The sequence below is a fragment of the Enterobacter cloacae complex sp. Mu1197 genome (assembly GCF_040059225.1).
Taxonomy (GTDB): domain Bacteria; phylum Pseudomonadota; class Gammaproteobacteria; order Enterobacterales; family Enterobacteriaceae; genus Enterobacter; species Enterobacter quasiroggenkampii.
The window spans coordinates 3,345,720-3,366,407 of sequence record NZ_CP157375.1 but is presented as its reverse complement, the minus strand read 5'-3'; the positions used below and the strand labels follow the sequence as shown (position 1 = coordinate 3,366,407).

16 protein-coding genes are annotated in these 20,688 nt (G+C 53.9%); 12 read left to right on the top strand and 4 right to left on the bottom strand.

From position 1 onward, the window contains the following. Positions 1–26: 26 nt before the first annotated feature. A complete protein-coding gene (locus tag ABFV38_RS15755; protein WP_023294232.1) occupies positions 27–758 on the bottom strand; it encodes a LytTR family DNA-binding domain-containing protein in 732 nt (243 codons plus the stop codon). A gap of 3 nt (positions 759–761) precedes the next feature. Further along, complete coding sequence (locus tag ABFV38_RS15750) at positions 762–2,468, bottom strand: sensor histidine kinase (protein WP_045909389.1); 1,707 nt, start codon at positions 2,466–2,468, stop codon at positions 762–764. 386 nt (positions 2,469–2,854) lie between these two features. Between ABFV38_RS15750 and alaC the strand changes: the two genes are divergently transcribed. Continuing rightward, positions 2,855–4,093, top strand: coding sequence for an alanine transaminase (gene alaC, locus ABFV38_RS15745; RefSeq protein ID WP_045909388.1), 1,239 nt, complete (start codon positions 2,855–2,857; stop codon positions 4,091–4,093). Between the two features lie 52 nt (positions 4,094–4,145). Here alaC and ypdK read toward each other — a convergent pair whose 3' ends face one another. Both ypdK and lpxP read right to left on the bottom strand, forming a co-directional pair. Further along, positions 4,146–4,217 carry a membrane protein YpdK gene (gene ypdK / locus ABFV38_RS15740; protein ID WP_099458937.1) on the bottom strand — a complete coding sequence of 24 codons (72 nt, stop codon included), beginning with the start codon at positions 4,215–4,217 and terminating at the stop codon, positions 4,146–4,148. Positions 4,218–4,575: 358 nt separating this feature from the next. Further along, the gene (gene lpxP, locus ABFV38_RS15735; RefSeq protein ID WP_090392995.1) at positions 4,576–5,496 is read right to left on the bottom strand and encodes a kdo(2)-lipid IV(A) palmitoleoyltransferase; all 921 of its coding nucleotides are present in this window, start codon (positions 5,494–5,496) and stop codon (positions 4,576–4,578) included. A gap of 12 nt (positions 5,497–5,508) precedes the next feature. Between lpxP and ABFV38_RS15730 the strand changes: the two genes are divergently transcribed. The 11 genes from ABFV38_RS15730 (at position 5,509) to ABFV38_RS15680 (ending at position 20,663) form a co-directional block, all read left to right on the top strand. Then, positions 5,509–5,646 (top strand): hypothetical protein, encoded by a 138-nt coding sequence (locus ABFV38_RS15730; protein WP_159427010.1) that lies wholly within the window; start codon positions 5,509–5,511, stop codon positions 5,644–5,646. A gap of 639 nt (positions 5,647–6,285) precedes the next feature. After that, a complete protein-coding gene (gene tssB, locus ABFV38_RS15725) occupies positions 6,286–6,783 on the top strand; it encodes a type VI secretion system contractile sheath small subunit (RefSeq protein WP_045909386.1) in 498 nt (165 codons plus the stop codon). Between the two features lie 32 nt (positions 6,784–6,815). Continuing rightward, positions 6,816–8,360 (top strand): type VI secretion system contractile sheath large subunit, encoded by a 1,545-nt coding sequence (gene tssC / locus ABFV38_RS15720; RefSeq protein ID WP_045909385.1) that lies wholly within the window; start codon positions 6,816–6,818, stop codon positions 8,358–8,360. Positions 8,361–8,377: 17 nt separating this feature from the next. Beyond that, positions 8,378–9,718 carry a type VI secretion system baseplate subunit TssK gene (gene tssK, locus ABFV38_RS15715; RefSeq protein ID WP_262779279.1) on the top strand — a complete coding sequence of 447 codons (1,341 nt, stop codon included), beginning with the start codon at positions 8,378–8,380 and terminating at the stop codon, positions 9,716–9,718. Continuing rightward, positions 9,715–10,404, top strand: a complete 690-nt coding sequence (tssL, locus tag ABFV38_RS15710; protein ID WP_348957546.1) for a type VI secretion system protein TssL, short form — start codon at positions 9,715–9,717, stop codon at positions 10,402–10,404. The genes tssK and tssL overlap by 4 nt, the downstream gene beginning before the upstream one ends. Then, positions 10,401–12,107 carry an OmpA family protein gene (locus ABFV38_RS15705; protein WP_348957545.1) on the top strand — a complete coding sequence of 569 codons (1,707 nt, stop codon included), beginning with the start codon at positions 10,401–10,403 and terminating at the stop codon, positions 12,105–12,107. The genes tssL and ABFV38_RS15705 overlap by 4 nt, the downstream gene beginning before the upstream one ends. 4 nt (positions 12,108–12,111) lie before the next feature. Then, entirely contained in the window at positions 12,112–12,603 is a 492-nt protein-coding gene (gene hcp / locus ABFV38_RS15700; protein WP_023325816.1) for a type VI secretion system effector Hcp, read from the top strand. Between the two features lie 158 nt (positions 12,604–12,761). Next, complete coding sequence (gene tssH, locus ABFV38_RS15695; RefSeq protein ID WP_348957544.1) at positions 12,762–15,416, top strand: type VI secretion system ATPase TssH; 2,655 nt, start codon at positions 12,762–12,764, stop codon at positions 15,414–15,416. Further along, entirely contained in the window at positions 15,413–17,914 is a 2,502-nt protein-coding gene (gene vgrG / locus ABFV38_RS15690; protein WP_348957543.1) for a type VI secretion system tip protein VgrG, read from the top strand. Before tssH ends, vgrG begins: the two co-directional genes overlap by 4 nt. A 3-nt stretch (positions 17,915–17,917) precedes the next feature. Then, a complete protein-coding gene (locus ABFV38_RS15685) occupies positions 17,918–19,540 on the top strand; it encodes a hypothetical protein (protein WP_348957542.1) in 1,623 nt (540 codons plus the stop codon). Further along, positions 19,533–20,663: a T6SS immunity protein Tli4 family protein gene (locus ABFV38_RS15680; protein ID WP_348957541.1), complete on the top strand. Its 1,131-nt coding sequence runs from the start codon at positions 19,533–19,535 to the stop codon at positions 20,661–20,663. The genes ABFV38_RS15685 and ABFV38_RS15680 overlap by 8 nt, the downstream gene beginning before the upstream one ends. The last annotated feature ends 25 nt before the right edge of the window (positions 20,664–20,688 follow it).

Here is a 20,688-nt window from a genome sequence, read left to right as displayed (position 1 = left end):
CTCTCCCGCGGGAGAGGGCTTTTTCGTTACAGGTGCATAAGCTGGCGGAACTCTTTCACCTTGCTGCGGCTCACCGGCACCTGAAAATCCAGATCCTTCAGGCGCAAGATATAGGTGTTGTTAAACCACGGTTCGATCTCGCGGATCTTGTTTAAATTAACGCAGAACGAGCGGTGGCAGCGGAAAAAGTGCGACGCAGGCAGCTTGCTGCAAAACTCGGTGATGTTCATCGCCATCACGTAAGATTCCCGCCGCGTATAGACAAACGTCATCTTTTCATGGGCTTCGGCATAGTAGATATCATTGACCGGCGTCACGATGATGCGCTCATCTTTGACCAGATTAATGGTGTCGTTTTCCCGTACCGTTGGGCTGGCGCTAGCGGGGGCGGTCTGCTGCTGCCATGCGGCCTCCAGCTTCTGCAGCATACTGACAATCCGCGACTCCTGGTAAGGCTTAAGGATATAGTCAAACGCTTCAAGCTCGAAGGCCTCTACCGCGTGCTCTTTCCATGCGGTCACGAACACAATAAACGGCTTATGGGCAAACTGATTGATGTTTTGCGCCAGCAATACGCCATCCAGCGACGGAATGTTGATATCCAGGAAGATAGCGTCGACCCGGTTATGCTGCAGAAACTTCAGCACGTCCAGACCGTCATCAAAGGTGCCCACAATCTCCATCTGGCTGTGGGTGTTGATAAGCCAGGTTAGCTCCTGTTGAGCCAGGATTTCATCTTCTACGATGATGACTTTCATGGGTTACTCCACCTGGGGCAACAGTGATGTTGTTGAATGAACGGGAGTGCGCTCGTTCGGGACGTAAAAAGCAATTTCGGTACCCGGTTCAAGACGCTGAATGTGCAGCCCATCGCCGTAAAGCAGCTTGACCCGGTGATGCACGTTCAGCAGGCCGATTTTATTTCCGGGCATCTCGTTAGACTCCACGCGCTCAATAACTTTTGGATCAATGCCGTGGCCGGTATCGCGCACCGCAATACGCACGCGGTTGCCGCTTTCGGTGACGCTGATGGTGACGACGCCTTTGCCTTTACAGGGCTGAATGCCGTGAACAATCGCGTTTTCGACCAGCGGCTGGATAAGCAGGCTCGGGATCACGCAGTTGACCTCTTCATCAATATCGTAAATGACCGTGAGTTTGTCGCCAAAGCGCGCCTGCTCAATCGCGATGTAGTCTTTGATCTGATACAGCTCTTTTTTGATGTCGATCTGCTCGTCATCTTTTAGCTCGATGTTGTAGCGCAGATAGCGGGACAGGTTAAAAATCAGCTGGCGTGCGGTGTCCGGATTAAGACGTATGGACGAGGAGATCGCGTTCAGCGCGTTAAACAGGAAATGGGGATTGATTTTGCTCTGCAGCGCGCGCAGTTCTGCCTTATTTGCCATCTCACGCAGCTGTTCTGCACGGGAGACTTCCAGCTGGGTGGAGATAATCTGCGACAGGCCAATGGCCATCTCCTGGAGCGAGGAGGTGATCTGATGCGCGTGACAGTAATAAATCTTCAGGGTGCCCGTCACGACGCCTTTCTCCCACAATGGGATCACCAGCATCGAGTGGATTTCCGGCGTTCGGTGGGCTTCGTCATTGTTTTTAATGATGATTTTACCGTAGTTGATCGCCTGTCTGGTGGTTGGGCTGATGGTGTCATCGTTGTCGCGATAGTTGTGTTCCCCGACGCCAACGTAGGCCAGCACGTGGTCAATGTTGGTGATGGCGACGGCGTCAGCATGGATGTCATGGCGGATAATCTCGCAGACCTGACGCAACGACTCCGCGTTAACGTGGCGAAATAGCGGTAGCGTTTTGTTGGCGATATCCAGCGCCAGCTTGGCCTGACGGGCGGCGCTGGCCTCTTTTTCCCCTTCAACGCTTTGCACCAGCAGCACGATAAAACCGATGCAGACGCTGCCCAGGATCATTGGAATTCCGATTTTCGAGACGATATCCAGCCCCAGCGCGGTAGTCGGGGCCCAGACGACGACCAGGATCATGGTCAGCGTTTCGCATACCATGCCTGCGACGATCCCTGCGCGCCAGCGCTGTTTTTTCGGGATTTTGCGGCTGATCCAGCCGGAGAGCACCCCGGCGATAATGCTGGTAATAAAGCAGGGCACCGCCGTGACGCCGCCGATATCAATCAGGTAGCGATGGGTTCCGGCAATCACGCCGGTGATAACGCCCACCCACGGGCCAAACAAAATTCCGCCGGACATCACGGCGATAATGCGCACGTTAACCAGCGAGCCCTCTACCGGCACGCCTGACCAGGTGCTGAACAGGGCGAACAGCGAAAAGATGGCGGTAACGGCCAGCAGCTCTTTTGGCGAGTGGGCGGATTTGTGCAACAGCTCGCGAAACAGGCGAATGCGGATGAGGAAGAACAGGCAAATCAGCATTAATGCCGCACGGTCAAAAACCGCCAGCAGCATAGTGAATATTTCGTGCACGAGTAGACCTGGGAAAACGGGAAAGAACCATGATAAAAAACCTGACGCGTATTGACCAGCTATCCGTCAGGTTTATCAAATGAGGAAAAACCATAATTCTTAAAGGGGATTGTCCGGCGGTCACGGACATGGCCTGATTTTTTATAGCCAGCGTATCGTCAGGTAACTGTTTTGATATCATCCTGTTAAATAACGGCTATCAGAAAGCCAACCCTGAAACAGGGGCTTCCGCTTTTTGGCACTGCCGGGTTCCGGTTTTCAGGCGATCGCTTTTTTTTCATTTCCCTCTCGACAGCATGATTTTTTTCAGGTTATTTTCTAAGCATGCCACATCGGTGGCAGCGTCGCTCGGACGGTCCGGGCGCTAACGTTAATCTGAGGAATCTATGGCTGAATTCAGTCCTGAACGCCGTTTTACGCGTATCGATCGTCTCCCCCCTTATGTTTTCAATATCACTGCTGAACTGAAAATGGCTGCGCGTCGGCGCGGCGAAGATATTATTGATTTCAGCATGGGTAACCCTGACGGCCCAACGCCACCGCATATCGTTGAAAAGCTCTGCACGGTTGCCCAGCGTCCGGATACGCACGGCTACTCGACCTCTCGCGGTATTCCCAGATTACGTCGCGCGATCTCGCGTTGGTATCAGGATCGCTATCAGGTTGATATCGATCCGGAAAGTGAAGCGATTGTCACCATCGGCTCGAAAGAGGGGCTGGCACACCTGATGTTGGCCACGCTGGATCATGGTGATACGGTGCTGGTGCCTAATCCAAGCTACCCGATCCACATCTACGGCGCGGTGATTGCCGGGGCGCAGGTCCGTTCGGTTCCGCTGGTGGAAGGTGTCGATTTCTTTAACGAACTTGAGCGTGCGATTCGTGAAAGTTATCCGAAACCGAAGATGATGATCCTCGGTTTCCCGTCAAACCCAACGGCCCAGTGCGTGGAGCTCGATTTCTTCGAGAAAGTCGTCGCCCTGGCTAAACGTTATGACGTGCTGGTGGTTCATGATTTAGCCTACGCTGACATCGTCTATGACGGCTGGAAAGCGCCTTCCATCATGCAGGTTCCGGGCGCGCGTGACGTGGCGGTCGAGTTCTTTACGCTGTCAAAAAGCTACAACATGGCAGGCTGGCGCATTGGCTTTATGGTGGGTAACAAAACGCTGGTGAGCGCACTGGCGCGCATTAAGAGTTACCACGACTATGGTACCTTCACGCCGCTACAGGTCGCGGCTATTGCTGCCCTGGAAGGCGACCAACAGTGCGTTCACGAGATTGCCGCCCAGTATAAGCGCCGCCGTGACGTGCTGGTAAAGGGCTTGCATGAAGCGGGCTGGATGGTGGAAATGCCGAAGGCGTCTATGTACGTCTGGGCAAAAATTCCGGAGCCGTACGCGGCGATGGGATCGCTGGAGTTTGCCAAAAAACTACTGCAGGATGCGAAGGTGTGCGTATCACCGGGCATTGGCTTTGGTGATTATGGCGACACCCATGTGCGATTTGCCCTGATTGAAAACAGCGACCGCATTCGTCAGGCGGTGAGGGGCATCAAGAGTATGTTCCGGGCCGACGGCCTTCTTTCGTCGAAGAGCGTGGCTGAACATCCCGCGTCGACATGACATAAAAAAACAGGAGCCGATGGCTCCTGTTTTTTTGACTGCATGTTCTTCACTAGATCATCAGGGCAAAGGTTCCGGCCCAGACTAAAACAATCACCGAAATGCCCATAAAGAAATATTTCACGTTTCATCGCTCCGCGTATCTTGTGGTACGCATTTAAAAACAGAGTCCACCTGATTATAGAGAACTGAAATCCGGTCAAAACGGAAATGAGAATTTTCCCGTTACGCCGCTCACTCCAGCTCAGAATTCTGTGCTTTCCTGTTGCCAGACGGCGCTAATGTACGCCTAAAAATGAGGGGTGACAAGAGGGATTTTTTTAAATAATTTCCGTTACTTACGAGTGTCGTGGAACGGCGACAGTTTGATTTCGCATCGCAATAAATTCACTTTGGGCGACGCAATGAAAGACGATTTCTCAACGGGATGACAGGTGATTGAAAAGGTTAGTTTCTTAGCGAAACTAACCTTAATGAAAGGCTTAAATATAGAGCGAGGCTTCGCCAAGAGGGCGGGTTTTGAAACGACGATGCATCCACAGATACTGCTCTGGCGCACGCATGATTTCAGTTTCGATGACTTTATTGATAAACGCCGCGGCTTCGCACTCGTTTTCCGGATAGTTAGCCATTTCAGGAGAGATGTGCAGACGATAGCCTGATTTATCTGCTTTTCTCACCATCGTTACGGTCAGCATTGAGGCGCCTGACAAACGAGAAATGACAAAGGTGCCGTTAGTCGTCGCAACCTCTTTAACCGCAAAGAAAGGCGCAAAGCTGCTGCCTTTACGTCCATAATCCTGATCGGGTGCAAACCAGACGGCTTCACCTTTCTTCAGGGCACCGACCATACCGCGCAGATTGTTACGGCTGATCATCGCCTTATTGGAACGCATGCGGCCACGCGTCTGGACCCATTCCATCAGCGCACTGTTGTGTGGTCGATAGGTCGCCATCATTGGCTGGCACAGGCCCATCACGCGGCCACCCAGTTCCAGCGACATAAAGTGAACGCCGACGACCATCACGCCGCGTTTTTGCATCTGCGCGCGTTGCAGGTTATCCAGTCCTTCTACATCAAACCACTTACGGACACGCTCATCCGGCCAGAACCAGGCCATGCCGGTTTCAAGCAGCGCCATGCCGATAGACTTAAAGTTTTCAGCGATGAGCTTCTCGCGCTCTTCGGCATTGTACTGCGGAAAGCAAAGCTCAATATTTTTACGCGCGATAGATTCGCGACGTTTCAGGAAGACGCGGGAAGCGCTGCCCAGTTTCGACCCCAGCAAACGCAGTACAGGGTACGGAAGTTGAACCAGCAGCCAGAGAACGCCAAGACCAAACCATGTAAACCAGTAACGCGGGTGTAAAAACGCGCGTTGAAATTTGGATTGAGACAAAATAGTGAAACCTATGTGAAGCCTGTAAAGGTAGCGCAGAGTTTGCGATACGACGTGCCGATAAGACCGTTCTTCAAGGTGATGGTTGCAGGCTTTACCGAACTTTACGGCGTTGCCTGGCCACTGCTGATTTGGGCGGGCGGCGTAATGTAGCACCGTTATACGATATGTGCTATTACTCGTTTTTGATTAAAAAAGCGGCAGTTCGGAAGGTGATTGATTTTACAGATTTTATAGGCAGTCGCATGAAAGCGCCTTTCCTGCCTGAGCGGAAGGCAAAAGCGTTAGCGTTCAGAGGGAAGGCGTAAAGAAAAAAACGGCATTGTTTATTTGCGCCAAATTAAACATTTACGCCTTTATTTATTCCTCCGCATAATAAATAGGAAATTTCTTCGTGAAAATTCTTAAGCGTTATTCATACCATCAATGGAATAGTCATCTGCTTTCATCCATTCCTGTCTTCTTTTAATCGTGCCGCAATAAGATATTGTCGTTCTTTCGCGCTTTTTGACGTAATGCTGTGATGCAAATCAAAACAAGAAGTTTTTATAAACATCTCTCTGGCTACAACCCCTTCTGCGATACAAATATTCGCTTTGTGCGAAAAGAGCAGTTTCTTTTCCTGATTTAGTTGGCCTATTTACGATAATGTCTTAGTGGAAAATTCTTAAGAAAATTCTTGTATCGGATTAATGATCTGTGTATTTGATTTTGTTCCGATCATTATTCTATTATTGCGCATAAAGAACGATACCGTGAAGTTGGCATAGCAAAACAAAGAGGGATGATTAGATGGCTGACAGTTTTCAGAATGAGGTGCCTAAGGCACGTATTAACCTGAAGCTTGACCTGCATACTGGCGGAGCAAGCAAGAAAATGGAATTACCCTTGAAATTGCTTGTTGCGGGTGATTTCAGTAATGGGCAGGAATCTGCGACAATATCTGAGCGTGAAAAGATTAACATCACCAAAAATAATTTTGACAGCGTTCTTTCCGAATATTCCCCAAAAGTTAACCTGGCCGTTAAAAATACGCTGTCTGACGATGGTGGTGAGGACAACATTCAGCTGACTTTCCAGAGCATGAAAGATTTCACGCCAGAGCAGGTGGCTGCCCAAATTCCACAGCTGAAGGCGATGCTGGCAATGCGCAACTTGCTCCGCGATCTGAAAGCCAACCTGCTGGATAACCAGACTTTCCGAAAAGAGCTGGAGAAAATCGTTCTTGACCAGTCACTTAGTGCTGAGTTGCGAAATGAACTATCCGCACTGGCTTCAAAAAAACCTTAACCATCATGCTGTTTTAACGGATTAATCAAGGAATGCTCATGTCTGTACAAAATAATACTGCTGGCGGGGAAAGCGTGGTGCTGGAACGCCCTGCTGTGGGTGGGGTATACGCTTCACTGTTTGAGAAAATCAATCTGAACCCGGTCTCCGAGCTGAGCGCGCTGGATATCTGGCAAGATGCGCAGGCGATGTCGGATGCGACCGCTGACGAGCGTCTCACCGCAGGTATGCAGGTCTTTCTGGAATGCCTGACCAAGGCAGGCTCGAAGGTCGAAAAACTGGATAAAAGCCTGATCGATCACCACATCGCTGAGCTCGATTACCAGATAAGCCGCCAGCTCGACGCCGTTATGCACCATGAAGAGTTTCAGGCGGTTGAGAGCCTGTGGCGCGGCGTGAAGTCGCTGGTTGATAAAACGGATTTTCGCCAGAACGTGAAAATTGAGCTTCTGAGCATGTCTAAAGAAGACCTGCGCCAGGACTTTGAAGACAGCCCGGAAATCATCCAGAGTGGTCTCTATAAACACGCCTACATTGATGAATACGATACCCCGGGCGGCGAGCCGATTGCGGCGCTGATTTCCGCTTATGAGTTCGATGCTTCAGCGCAGGATGTCGCTCTGCTGCGCAACATCTCTAAAGTATCTGCGGCTGCACATATGCCATTTATCGGCTCGGCAGGCCCGAAATTCTTCCTCAAGGAGTCCATGGAAGACGTCGCGGCGATTAAAGATATTGGTAACTATTTTGACCGCGCGGAGTACATCAAGTGGAAATCGTTCCGCGATACGGACGACGCTCGCTACATTGGTCTGGTGATGCCCCGCGTACTGGGACGTTTACCGTATGGCCCGGATACTGTTCCGGTTCGCAGCTTTAACTATGTTGAAGAAGTCAAAGGTCCGGATCACGACAAATACCTGTGGACGAATGCGTCGTTTGCCTTCGCGTCCAACATGGTGCGTAGCTTCATCAATAATGGCTGGTGTGTACAAATCCGTGGTCCGCAGGCCGGCGGTGCGGTTCAGGATCTGCCTATCCATCTGTATGACCTGGGTACCGGCAATCAGGTAAAAATCCCGTCTGAGGTCATGATCCCTGAAACGCGTGAATTCGAGTTCGCGAATCTGGGCTTTATTCCTTTGTCCTACTATAAAAACCGCGACTATGCCTGCTTCTTCTCAGCCAACTCCGCCCAGAAACCGGCGCTGTATGATACCGCAGATGCAACGGCCAACAGCCGCATCAACGCCCGCCTGCCGTACATCTTCCTGCTGTCGCGTATTGCCCACTACCTGAAGCTGATTCAGCGCGAAAACATCGGAACCACCAAGGATCGCCGACTGCTGGAGCTTGAGCTGAACACCTGGGTCCGCAGTCTGGTGACCGAAATGACCGATCCGGGCGACGAACTTCAGGCATCTCATCCACTGCGTGATGCAAAAGTGGTGGTGGAAGATATTGAGGATAACCCGGGCTTCTTCCGCGTGAAATTGTATGCGATTCCGCACTTCCAGGTGGAAGGGATGGACGTCAACCTGTCGCTGGTTTCCCAGATGCCGAAAGCGAAATCGTAATAACAGGCAGGAAGCCGATGAAAACGGAACAACCGTTATGGGGTAGGGGCATTATGGTCGCTCCCCAGCATTTTCAGCAACAGGTCGCGTATGCGGCCTGGTCTGCCGAGTGCATTGCCCGGCTGGGCCTCTCCTGCCCGTGGGGGGTGATAAATGCTACCTTCGAGTCGGAAGCTCTCAGGCTTGGACGTCTTCAGGCCCGTCATCTGCATGTCCGTTTTCAGGACGGTACGCTGATTGATACAGACAATGCTGATTCGCTGCCACCGGTACTGTCGCTTGAAAGCGAATCGCAGGAGGTGACGGTGGTGCTGGCACTCCCGCTACTGCGGGCGAACGGCGGCAACTGCCTGAAACCCGATGAGGTGGCCGAGCGTCCGGTGCGATATCGTCAGCGCTGGCGGGATGTACGCAATACCTTTGGGGAAGACACTCGTCAGATTGCCGTGATGCAGCCTGAACTGACGCTGCGTTTTGCCCATCAGAACAACAGCGATTATCTGACTTGTCCGGTCGCCCGCCTGCAGCAAGACTCGCAGGGTACATGGCTATTGGATGAAACATTTCTTCCTCCGCTATTGACCCTCCAGGGCAGCCGTTGGCTGGTTACCCAACTGGAACAACTACTGACACAACTGCGTGCGCGACTTTGCCGTCTGATGGCAATGCGGCGTGAAAGCAATGAGCGCATGGCTGATTTCGCCGTGGCAGATGTATCACTGTTCTGGCTGCTCAACGCGCTGAACAGTGCCGAGCCCGTGCTGGGTCAGTTCCAGCGTAATCTTCAAAGCCCACCGGAACGTCTGTATCCGGAACTTTCTCGCCTTGCGGGGAGCCTGCTGACCTTTTCCCTGGAACATCAGGTGAGCGCCATACCGGCCTGGCATCACGAGCAACTCAATGCGGTATTTCCACCGCTGTTTGATTTGCTTGGCGATCTGCTTGAAGCCAGCCTGCCGTCACGCGTGGTGGCCCTGGCACTCGACTATGACCCACGGCTGCACTTCTGGCAGGCTCGCCTGCATGACCCGCGTCTGCGCGAAGGGGCTGATTACTATCTTTCTGTGCGCTCACCGATCCCGGTGGCGCAACTGCAGGAGCAGTTTCCGCGCCAGTGTAAGGTGGGCAGCCCTGACCATGTGCGCGGGATCGTCAACTCTTCCCGCGTGGGCGTGCCGCTGACGCCGCTGCGCCATGTGCCAGCCGCCATTCCACTGCGCCTGGAAAATCAGTATTTCAGTCTCGATCTCTCCCATCCTCTGGCGACTGAAATGCTCCAGAGTGGGACATGTATGTTTTACGTCCCGGGCATGCTCGGCGAGCCTGAACTTGAACTCTTTGCGGTATTGAGAACATGAGTGAACGTAAACACGGCGCTGTCGTGTCTATTGATATTGACGCACTGCTGCAGGATACCTGGCTTCAGGTCATCAGCCTTCGCTATGGCCCGCAGTTTCAGGAAGGCGAAGGTCGGGTCTTGTGGGAACGCTGTATCGCTGATGTGGAACGCGTTCAGCGTGAACTGAAAGCGAGTGAACTTGATGAAGCCAGCTGTAAGCATATCCTCACTGCACAATGTGCATTGCTTGATGAGGCAGTCAAAGGGCGCGGTGTAGAGGATGATGCCTGTGTGCAGTGGTATGACATTCCTCTGCAGGGACACTTCCTCGGCACAATGGACGCGGGTGACACTTTGTGTGACAGGATGCGCGATGTGCTGCGTGAACCTGCACCAGATAATGCCGTACTGACCTGCTTCCAGCGGGTAATGATGCTCGGATTCCTGGGAGATTTTCGTGCGCTAAACGATCCGGAACGCCAGAAGCTGGTCAGCGCCCTCAATGAGCGCGTTACACCGTTCAGCTACCCGCAGACCCATCCCGTTCTGGCCGAGAGCCGCAGCGGACGGGGAGCGGGAGGCTGGCTGGCGTCTTGGCCCGCGCGTATCGGCCTGAGCGTGATTGTTCTTGCCGCACTCTGGTGGGGACTGGATCGCTGGCTCGATCAGATGCTGCTGACCCTGTTGCCGGGAGTCGTAAAATGAGTCCTGTACAACAGCGCGGGCTTGCGCTGTGGGCTGCCCTGCTGAGTGCTGTGGTCTGCCTGGCTTTTCTGCCGTTATCCCGGCTGGCTTCAGTGCTCGTTCTGCTGGCGATGATCGGGGTTATCGTCGCGTTCTGGTATATCGCCAGACCTCGTGCGGAGCATGACGTCAACCTGCGTCTGGATGACCTTCCTGAAACTACTTACCGTCAACCTGTGGTGTTGGTTTGTGGCGATATGCCTCTGACCTGGCCGCAGCAGTCACCAGTACTGATCGTCACGCAGGGATGCTGGATCCGCGTTGAGGACCATCAGGATCTGGAGCAGGTTGCCCGTCAGATTCTGTGGCAGCGCCCGGACTGGGGGCGTCAGCTGTCGGTGATGGTCAGTGTCTGCCCGCAGAAACATGTCGACAGCGAAGCCCTGACAAGTCGTCTGCTGGCTCTGCGCTGGCAAATCAGCCAGTTGCGTAAAGAAACGGGACAGTCTGTGCCACTCATTCTGAATGGTCAGATTGGCAGCGCGATGACGGATGACATGCTCTGGCAGGCCGCTATTCCGGGTGAAGGGTGGACTGTCTGGCGTGAGTCGAATGCGCCTTGTTCGATCGCCGCGTGGGTCACCACTGGCGGTGCGCCTGTGATGCAGCAGCAGGTGCTGATGAACAGCCTGATGAGCTGGTTCCATCAGCATGTCCAGGCGGTATTCATCGATGAGAATCCTGATGTTCCGGTCATTGCACCTGCAGCGCAGCTGTGGGGAATGGGACCGATTCTTGCCGGAAGCCTTGCGTCCTCTGCCTGGACGGCATGGTTATCGCGTCATACTGCCATGCAGCAGGTAGCCGGCTGGCAACCGATAGGGACGGACAGCACGGTGATCTCACCCTTACCGGATTTCATCCTGCCGCTGCTACCGGAAGGAAGTGGACTTACTCCCCGCGCCCGCACCTGGCGCTGTGCCCTTGGTCTTTTCACCCTGGCGGCCATCGCCGCGCTGCTGAGCAGTGGCTGGAACAATCGCCAGTTGCTGCATCGCGTGAGCTTCGATATAGCCCGTTACGACAGTCTCTCCATGGATGACTACGGCCCGAAAGCTGGCGCCGTTGCGGTCCTTCGTGAGAATTCGGCGCTGCTGGATGACTATGCACGTAACGGCGTACCGGTCCGGCTGAGCCTGGGGCTTTATCAGGGGGAACGTCTACGGATACCCCTACTGGAAGCGATCCGCTCGTATATGCCGCCGCCCCCTAAACCGCAGCCAACCCCAAAACCAGCACCGAAAATAGTGAGGCTCGACAGCATGTCGCTGTTCGATTCCGGCAAGTCCGTGCTGAAAGCGGGTTCCACCAGGATGCTGGTGAATTCACTGGTTGGCATCAAAGCGAAACCGGGCTGGCTGATTGTCGTGTCTGGGCATACCGATATCACCGGCAATCCGCAGCTGAACCAGACGCTGTCTCTGAAACGCGCCGAAGCGGTGCGCAACTGGATGCGGGACACGGGCGACGTGCCCGAAAGCTGTTTTGCGGTGCAGGGCTATGGCGAAAGCCGTCCTGTCGCAACCAACGACACCCTGGAAGGGCGTGCGCTCAACCGCCGTGTCGAAATCAGTCTGGTACCGCAGGCCAACGCCTGTCAGATACCCGGCAAACACCCGGCGCCATCGCAGGATGATGGCGCTTCACTACACAATGGAGAGTAATTCCATGGCAATTCCTGTTTATCTTTGGCTGAAGGACGACGGCGGCGCGGACATCAAAGGGTCTGTTGACGTTCAGGATCGTGAAGGCAGCATCGAAGTGGTTGCACAGGAGCATAACCTGTACATCCCAACCGACAACAACACCGGCAAGCTGACCGGCACCCGTATCCACACGCCGTTCCTGTTCACGAAGGAAATTGATTCCTCCAGCCCGTATCTGTACAAGGCGGTGACAACCGGTCAGACCCTGAAATCCGCTGAATTCAAGTGGTACAAAATCAACGACGCGGGCCAGGAAGTGGAGTACTTCAACACCAAACTGGAAAACGTGAAGGTAGTGAAAGTGAATCCTGAAATGTATGACATCAAGGATCCTTCTAAAGAGAAGCACAACCACCTTGAGCGCGTTGAACTGCGTTACGAAAAAATCACCTGGACCTACAAAGACGGCAACATCATTCATTCCGATTCCTGGAACGAACGCGCCACGGCGTAATCCTGATGCGGGCAGGTTTTCCTGTCCGCAGTTTTTTGCTGAGTGCCTGAGATGCGGGCACTCAGCAAAGAAAAAACAATCTGCCTGCCTGACCTTATGCGCTTTGGTGAACAGCGAGGGGCGGTAGCGTGTCCAGGAACCGACAAAGAGAGAATCTCATGGAAAATCCAGCCATCCTGTTACGTCGTCTAAACCCTTACTGTGCCCGAGCGATGGAAGGTGCAGCTTCGCTCTGTCAGACCCGTGCCCATGCCGAAATTCTGCCGGAGCACTGGCTGCTGAAGCTGCTGGAGCAGGGGGAAGGTGACCTGACGGTGTTGGCGCGTCGCTATGAATGGGATATGGATGGCATCTGGCAGGATTTACTTGGCTGGCTCGACAGACAACCTCGATCCGTGCGCCATCGGCCCCAGCTCTCTGATGACATCCAGACTCTGATGCAGCAAGCCTGGCTACTTGCCTCACTCAATGGCGAAGAGCACATTCGCAGCATCCATCTGCTGATGGCCCTGGTGGAAAAACCAAAACTGGCACGTTGTGACGGCCTTTGGCCGTTGTTAACGCTTGCTCAGAGCCAGCTGGAGCGCCTGCGACCGTTGCTGGATGCGCAATCGGATGAGCGTCCGGAAATGCAGCGCGAAGCCGAGCTGGCACAGAACCACGGTGGTGAGGTGGAGTTTGTCGGGCGTCCGGCTGGTGTGGAAATGAAAGAGGGGGAACTGAGCCCTGCGCTGCAGAACACGCTGGATAAATTCACCCTCGATGTCACCGCCAAAGCGAAGGAAGGGAAGATCGATCCGGTGTTTGGCCGTGACACAGAAATCCGTCAGATGGTGGATATCCTCTCTCGTCGCCGCAAAAACAATCCGATTCTGGTCGGCGAGCCGGGCGTAGGGAAAACCGCACTGGTTGAAGGTCTGGCATTGCGTATTGCCGAGGGTAATGTGCCTGAATCCCTGAAAACGGTCACTCTGCGTACCCTTGACCTGGGCCTGCTGCAGGCCGGTGCAGGCGTGAAAGGCGAGTTCGAACAGCGGCTGAAAAACGTCATCGATGCGGTGCAGCAATCCCCGTCCCCGGTCCTGCTATTTATTGATGAAGCGCATACCATCATCGGCGCGGGCAACCAGGCGGGAGGCGCCGATGCAGCGAACCTGCTAAAACCGGCGCTGGCGCGTGGCGAACTGCGTACCATTGCGGCCACAACCTGGAGCGAGTACAAGCAGTACTTCGAACGCGACGCGGCCCTGGAGCGTCGTTTCCAGATGGTAAAAGTCGATGAGCCTGACGATGACACCGCCTGCCTGATGCTCCGTGGTTTGAAATCCCGTTACGCCGAGCACCATAACGTGCACATTACCGACGATGCGGTGCGCGCTGCTGTTACGCTTTCCCGCCGCTACCTCACGGGCCGCCAGTTGCCGGATAAGGCGGTTGATCTGCTCGACACCGCCGCAGCGCGCGTCCGAATGAGCCTCGACACGGTACCGGAACAGCTGACCTGCATTCGCTCGCAGATTACCTCTCTTGAAATGGAGAAGCAGGCGCTGCTGGAAGATATTGCTGTCGGCAATCAGAGCCATGGTGAACGCCTGACCGTCATTGAGCAGGAAGAGAACGCTCTTATCGTTGCTCTCGACGAGCTTGAAACGCAGTACGGGCAGGAACTGAAACTCACCGAACAACTGCTGGAAAGCCGCCAGGACATCTCCCGTCAAAGCGAGACGCGCACGCTGCAACAGGAACTGAACGGCATGCAGCACAGCAACCCGCTGCTCTCTCTGGATGTTGACGTACGCACCGTTGCCAACGTGATTGCTGACTGGACAGGCGTTCCGCTGTCATCGCTGATGAAAGATGAGCAGACCGAACTGCTGACCCTGGAAAATGAAATGGGTAAACGTGTGGTCGGGCAGGATGTGGCGCTCGAGGCCATCGCCCAGCGTCTGCGTGCGGCAAAAACGGGTCTCACCTCAGAGAATGGCCCGCAGGGCGTATTCCTGCTGGTGGGACCGAGCGGGGTGGGGAAAACCGAAACCGCGCTTGCGCTGGCCGATGTCATGTACGGCGGTGAGAAGTCACTCATTACGATTAACCTCTCCGAATACCAGGAGCCGCATACGGTTTCCCAGTTGAAGGGCTCACCTCCGGGTTACGTCGGTTATGGCCAGGGAGGGATCCTGACCGAAGCCGTGCGCAAGCGCCCGTATAGTGTGGTTTTGCTCGATGAAGTCGAAAAAGCCCACCGCGACGTGATGAATCTGTTTTATCAGGTGTTCGACCGCGGCTTTATGCGTGACGGCGAAGGACGTGAAATCGACTTCCGCAACACCGTCATTCTGATGACCTCGAATCTCGGCAGCGACCACCTGATGCAACTGCTTGACGAACAGCCGGAGGCCAGCGAAGGCGATCTTCACGAGCTGCTGCGTCCGATGCTGCGCGATCACTTCCAGCCGGCGCTGCTGGCCCGCTTCCAGACCGTGATTTACCGCCCCCTCTCGGAAGCAGCCATGCGTACCATCGTGGAAATGAAACTCTCACAGGTTAGCAAGCGCCTGCATCGACACTACGGCCTGAGCACGCACATTGATGAAAGTCTTTATGATGCGCTGACTTCAGCCTGCCTGCTGCCAGATACCGGTGCGCGTAACGTCGACAGTCTGCTCAATCAGCAAATTCTGCCGGTGCTCAGTCAGCAACTGTTGACCCATATGGCCGCAAAACTGAAACCACAGTCATTACGCTTTAGCTGGAGTGAGGAAGAGGGGATCGGGCTGGAATTTGATGTGAAACAGGGAGTGGACGCATGAGTAATAATCCTCCATTAAGATACAGCCATAGCCACCACCTGCTGGCGGTGAAAGACTGTGGGTCCGCGCTCGACGTGCTGGCGTTTGAAGGCGATGAAGCCCTGAGCACGCCGTTCCGCTACCGTATTGAATTCACCAGCAGTGACCACGCTATCGCCAGAGAGGCGATGCTGATGAAGCCCGGTTCGCTGACGCTGCAGGCCCCGGTAGACCAGGGTTACGGCATTAAAGTGCAGCAGGCCGTGCGCACCCTTCAGGGTGTGGTGACCGGTTTTGAACGCCTCAGCACGTCAAAAGATGAAACCCGCTACGCCCTGACGCTCCGGCCACGTCTGGCGCTGCTCGACCGCTCGCACCAGAACGCCATTTACCAGGACATGTCGGTTCCGCAAATCGTGGAAAAAATCCTGCGCGAGCGCCACGGTATGCGCGGTCAGGATTTTCTGTTCTCGCTGTCAAAAGAATACCCGCGCCGTGAACAGGTGATGCAGTACGGTGAGGACGACCTGCACTTTATCATCCGCCTGCTGGGTGAGGTCGGTATCTGGTTTCGCTTCACCACCGACACGCGCCTCAACATTGACGTGGTGGAGTTTTACGACAGCCAACAGGGGTATGAAAAAGGTCTGACGCTGCCGTCGGTACCGCCATCGGGCCAGCATTCAAAAGGCGTGGATTCGGTCTGGGGAATGGAATGCCATCACAACGTGGTGCAGAAGCAGGTCAGCACCCGGGACTACAACTACCGTCAGGCCACGCAGGACATGAACACCCTGGTGGATGCGACCCGCGGGGATGTCACCACATACGGTGATGCCTATCACTGGGCGGATAACTACCTGACGCCGGGCAGCACCTATGACCGTAATCCGGCCCCGGAGTCCGGGGCGTTTTATGCCCGCCTTCGTCACGAACGCTACCTGAATGGTCAGACCCGGGCGCAGGGCATCACCAGCTGTCCGACCCTCTCACCGGGTCAGGTACTGAAAGTCACCGGCGGGTATGAAGTGGCGGACGTGTTTGCGCAGGGCGTGGTCATCACGGCGATGCACACATATGCCCGCCGTGATAAGGACTTTGCGGTTGATTTTGACGGCATCCCGGACAGCACCGATTTTGGTTTCCGCCCGGAACCTGGCTCACGCCCGGTGATGGCCGGCACCTTACCGGCCCGCGTCACCAGCACCACCGAGAACGACACCTACGGGCATATCGATAAAGACGGTCGTTACCGCGTCAACATGCTGTTTGACCGTGATAACTGGGAAACCGGCTTCGAGAGCCTGTGGGTACGCCAGTCGCGCCCGTACGCCGGCGACACCTACGGCCTGCACCTGCCGCTGCTGGCGGGCACCGAAGTGGCGATTGGCTTTGAGGACGGTAACCCCGACCGGCCGTACATTGCCGGCGTGCTGCACGACTCGGCGCACGGCGACCACGTCACCATCCGCAACTACAAACGCAACGTCCTGCGTACCCCGGCGAACAACAAAATCCGCCTCGATGACGAGCGCGGAAAAGAGCACATCAAGGTCAGCACGGAGTACGGCGGCAAGAGCCAGCTGAACCTCGGCCACCTGGTCGACAGCGAGAAACAGCAGCGCGGTGAGGGGTTTGAGCTCAGAACCGACAGCTGGGGCGCGATACGGGCGCAGAAAGGGATATTTATCAGCGCTGACGGGCAGGCCAGGGCGCAGGGTGAGGTGCTGGAGATGCAGGCAGCGATGAGCCAGCTGGAGCAGGCGCGGTCGCTGGCTGAAGCGTTACGCAGCGCGGCAGAAGCGGCGAGGGCTGAACTGGCAGATGTGCAGACGCAGAAGGCGCTGCTGTCAGAGGCGCTGACGGATTTAAAGAAAGCGGCGTTGCTGGTCTCGGCACCGGAAGGAATAGCGCAGGTGACAGGGAAAAGCCTGCAGCAGTCGGCGGGAGACAACATCATCAGCACCAGCGGCGGGCACACGGATTTCAGCGCACTGAAAAGATTCACCGTGGCGGCCGGGGAGCGGGTAAGTCTGTATGCGCAAAAGCTGGGCATCAAAATGTTTGCCGGCAAAGGGAAGGTGGAGATCCAGGCGCAGGGGGATGAGATGACGCTGGATGCGCTGAAGGATATCCGCATCAGCAGCAGTGAGGGAAAACTCATCATCAGCGCGAAGCAGGAGATAGTGCTGACGAGCGGCGGAGGATATATCCGGATAGCGGACGGCACGGTGGAGTGTGCGGCGCCGGACAAAATCATCGAGCGCGGGGCGGTGTGGCAGAAGTTTGGTGGACAGAGTTTTAGTCAGGCGGCCCAGAAGTGGGAGAGCAGCGAATTTGAAATGGGGCCTGAAGTGCTGTGGCCCTATTCTGAGACACCCGTAGCGGGTCAGAAAATCAGCCTGACGCACAGCGATGGTACCGTGCAGGAGTTAATGACTTCTGCGGACGGCCGTGGGGAGAAGCAAAACTTGGTGGATCCTGCATCAGTGCAGATAAACCTGAAGGATGAGGACTAACAGATGATTGAAGCCACTGAAAGCAATTGTGTTCTGCTGGGATACGACAAGTTTGGTCATCCCCTCTACAAGGCCATTGCCACGCCGAAAGACAAGGAGCAATGGCTCAAACTTTATAAGATGCCGGACAGAGTCATCCCGGTTGTGTTTTTACCGGGGGTGATGGGGAGTAATTTGATGAACCCAGATGATGGTAAACCCGTCTGGACCGTCAACGGTAATGCAAGCATGTTACCTTGGATTGGAAGGGGGCCAGCGAAAAGAAAAAAATTACTGGATCCCACCAAAACCGTGGTTGATCCCAGCGGGAAAATCGAGACCGAAAGTCCGGAAGAGCGGCTGTTATTTTCATCGCGTCGGGAGAGAGGCTGGGGGGAGGTGGGAGCAATGAGCTACGGCACTTTCCTCCCCTGGCTCCAGGAAACGCTGAACGATAATCAGACAATGTTAATAAATAAGACCAGCAAAAATGGTAGTCTGACCTTGCGTGAGAGGCTGCTGGATAAAGCATTGGGAGCCGAAACGGGTGAGAGTCCCCTGACCACTGACGAAGTGGCTCTAAGCTATCAGTACCTTTTTCCGGTTCATGCGGTGGGCTATAACTGGCTTCAGTCAAATATGGATTCTGCACAAGCACTAGCCGATCGTATTGAAAAGATTATTGGCGATTACAAAGCTAGCGGACGCAAATGCGAAAAGGTGATCCTGGTGACCCACTCAATGGGAGGGCTGGTTGCCCGTTACTATTCGGAATTGTTGGACGGTGATTTCGGACAGAAAAATATTCTGGGTATTGTACACGGGGTGATGCCGGACCGCGGTGCCCCGATGGCCTATAAGCGTATGAAAGCGGGAGAGGCAGTGCCGGTTGGTTTAGTGATTGGCAGCAGTGGCGCTGAAATGACCCCTGTACTGGCGCAATCGCCGGGCCCTTTACAGCTCCTGCCTGGCAAAGGATACGGTATGGGCTGGTTTCACGTCGAGGGACTTCAACAGCCTTTGCCTCAGACAGACCCCTACAAAGATATCTACACTGAGCGATCGGCGTGGTGGGGGCTATGTGAGGAGCGCTTTATTAATCCGGATAACAAAAAGATGGATAAGCTCCAGTTGGAAAAAGATTGGCAATCTTATGTAGATATTATTGATGGTAAAGTCAAAATATTTATAGAGGGGCTTAATGGGCATTACCATGAACATACCTATGCCTTTTATGGAAATGATGGGAAGAATTACCCCTCTTATGCAGAACTGCACTGGAAGGACGTAAGTGGAAAACATACCCCAGAAGCTTACCGCTCTCAGGTCAGCGAACAGGGGGAAGTTTTCTACCCGGCAGACAAATTTAACCAGACCATCCGCTATGCAACACTGGAAACACCTGACCAGGGTTATGTTACCCGCAAATATGAATTATTACCTCCTGTGGAAGACGGTGACGGCACTGTACCGGTCAGAGCGGCAGTGATTAATTCTCCGAAGTTAAAGGCCCAGTTCGGTGTGGGCGTTGACCACGAGGGGGCGTACAAACCTGACAACACCATGGATGCGCGCTGGTTTACTCTTCGCTCAATTATAAAAATTGCACAGCAGGTAAAAAATACAGGGCTTGCTTACCATGAATAAGATAAAACAAAAAGCAATGGTCCTGGTCGCCTTCATCGTAGCGGGATATGGGGTGTATCAGTATTTTCGCCCTTACAATCCATCACCGCAGACACTGACGTCATCAAAGCAGGTAGCCATGAACAAGATAAACGCTGAAATGAAACCTTACTGCATCGGGCGCTATGTACTCGACTTACCATCGTCCTTCACGGCTTATAATGACTCTGCGCCGCTGGATAAAAATATCTGGGCTGCGGTGATTTCAAGACCCGAGGATACGTATAAAACCTACCTGGCGACAAAGAAAATGTACCATCCGGGTTTTAAGCAGTTAATCGCATTACGCGAAAATGCTCTGCGAGAAACTAAAACAATTGACACTCAGTATATGCCTTTTTTAAAAAAAGTCTGGTCGTTGCCGGACGGTATGGATGGTGTTATTTTTGAACGGAATGATAATGGGGGTACTGCAGATTTTATTCGAACACTGGAAGGCTATTTATATACTAATGGCGTAGTTATTAAATTTCAGAAGCAAACCATTAATGATTCGAGCTCTATATATAATGAGCAACGAAGAGGGCGCCCAGCCAGAAACTATGTCGCAAATGATATCAGCCAGATGCAGTCGCTGATGGCGAGAATTAGCGGCAGGGATAATGACGTTATTCCAACAAAACCAGGTTCCTGTATCACCCATGCGTTTATTGCCACCGACCCGACGGCAAGGGAACAGGAGGATATTAACATAGGGCTCATTAGTGCTACTTTCAACAATATACGCGTTGCGCTTTCCACTGATAATTTTACGTGTGAAGAAAACACGGTGCTGGACAGAATGGGAGAAATAACAAGCAATATTTCCCGTTCACGGGGAGGCATAGAAAGAAAAGGGGCCTTTAGTGTTAACGGACTGCAGGCCCAGGAGTTTCTGGCAACGGGCTTGCAGGAAGACAACGATGAATCACGATATAATTTTGAAATGTATATTAATGAAATGACGGCCAGTTATAAGACTCCGGGTTTTATACTCACTCTTGATAATCAACGCATGCCGCCAACCTCCTACAGCAAGGAGGAAATTATTGCCTTCTGGGATACGATCAGCCGTAGTGTACGTGTGCGCCCCGGCGCGTTTTGACCAGCCGGAAAGGATCACGGATAAA

What these genes read in the sequence shown, in the direction of transcription:
- vgrG (WP_348957543.1), top strand. Translation starts at nt 15,413, where the DNA reads ATGAGTAATAATCCTCCATTAAGATACAGCCATAGCCACCACCTGCTG.
- alaC (WP_045909388.1), top strand. Translation starts at nt 2,855, where the DNA reads ATGGCTGAATTCAGTCCTGAACGCCGTTTTACGCGTATCGATCGTCTC.
- ABFV38_RS15755 (WP_023294232.1), bottom strand. Translation starts at nt 758, where the DNA reads ATGAAAGTCATCATCGTAGAAGATGAAATCCTGGCTCAACAGGAGCTA.
- ABFV38_RS15705 (WP_348957545.1), top strand. Translation starts at nt 10,401, where the DNA reads ATGAGTCCTGTACAACAGCGCGGGCTTGCGCTGTGGGCTGCCCTGCTG.
- tssC (WP_045909385.1), top strand. Translation starts at nt 6,816, where the DNA reads ATGCTCATGTCTGTACAAAATAATACTGCTGGCGGGGAAAGCGTGGTG.
- tssH (WP_348957544.1), top strand. Translation starts at nt 12,762, where the DNA reads ATGGAAAATCCAGCCATCCTGTTACGTCGTCTAAACCCTTACTGTGCC.
- tssK (WP_262779279.1), top strand. Translation starts at nt 8,378, where the DNA reads ATGAAAACGGAACAACCGTTATGGGGTAGGGGCATTATGGTCGCTCCC.
- tssB (WP_045909386.1), top strand. Translation starts at nt 6,286, where the DNA reads ATGGCTGACAGTTTTCAGAATGAGGTGCCTAAGGCACGTATTAACCTG.
- ABFV38_RS15680 (WP_348957541.1), top strand. Translation starts at nt 19,533, where the DNA reads ATGAATAAGATAAAACAAAAAGCAATGGTCCTGGTCGCCTTCATCGTA.
- tssL (WP_348957546.1), top strand. Translation starts at nt 9,715, where the DNA reads ATGAGTGAACGTAAACACGGCGCTGTCGTGTCTATTGATATTGACGCA.
- hcp (WP_023325816.1), top strand. Translation starts at nt 12,112, where the DNA reads ATGGCAATTCCTGTTTATCTTTGGCTGAAGGACGACGGCGGCGCGGAC.
- ABFV38_RS15685 (WP_348957542.1), top strand. Translation starts at nt 17,918, where the DNA reads ATGATTGAAGCCACTGAAAGCAATTGTGTTCTGCTGGGATACGACAAG.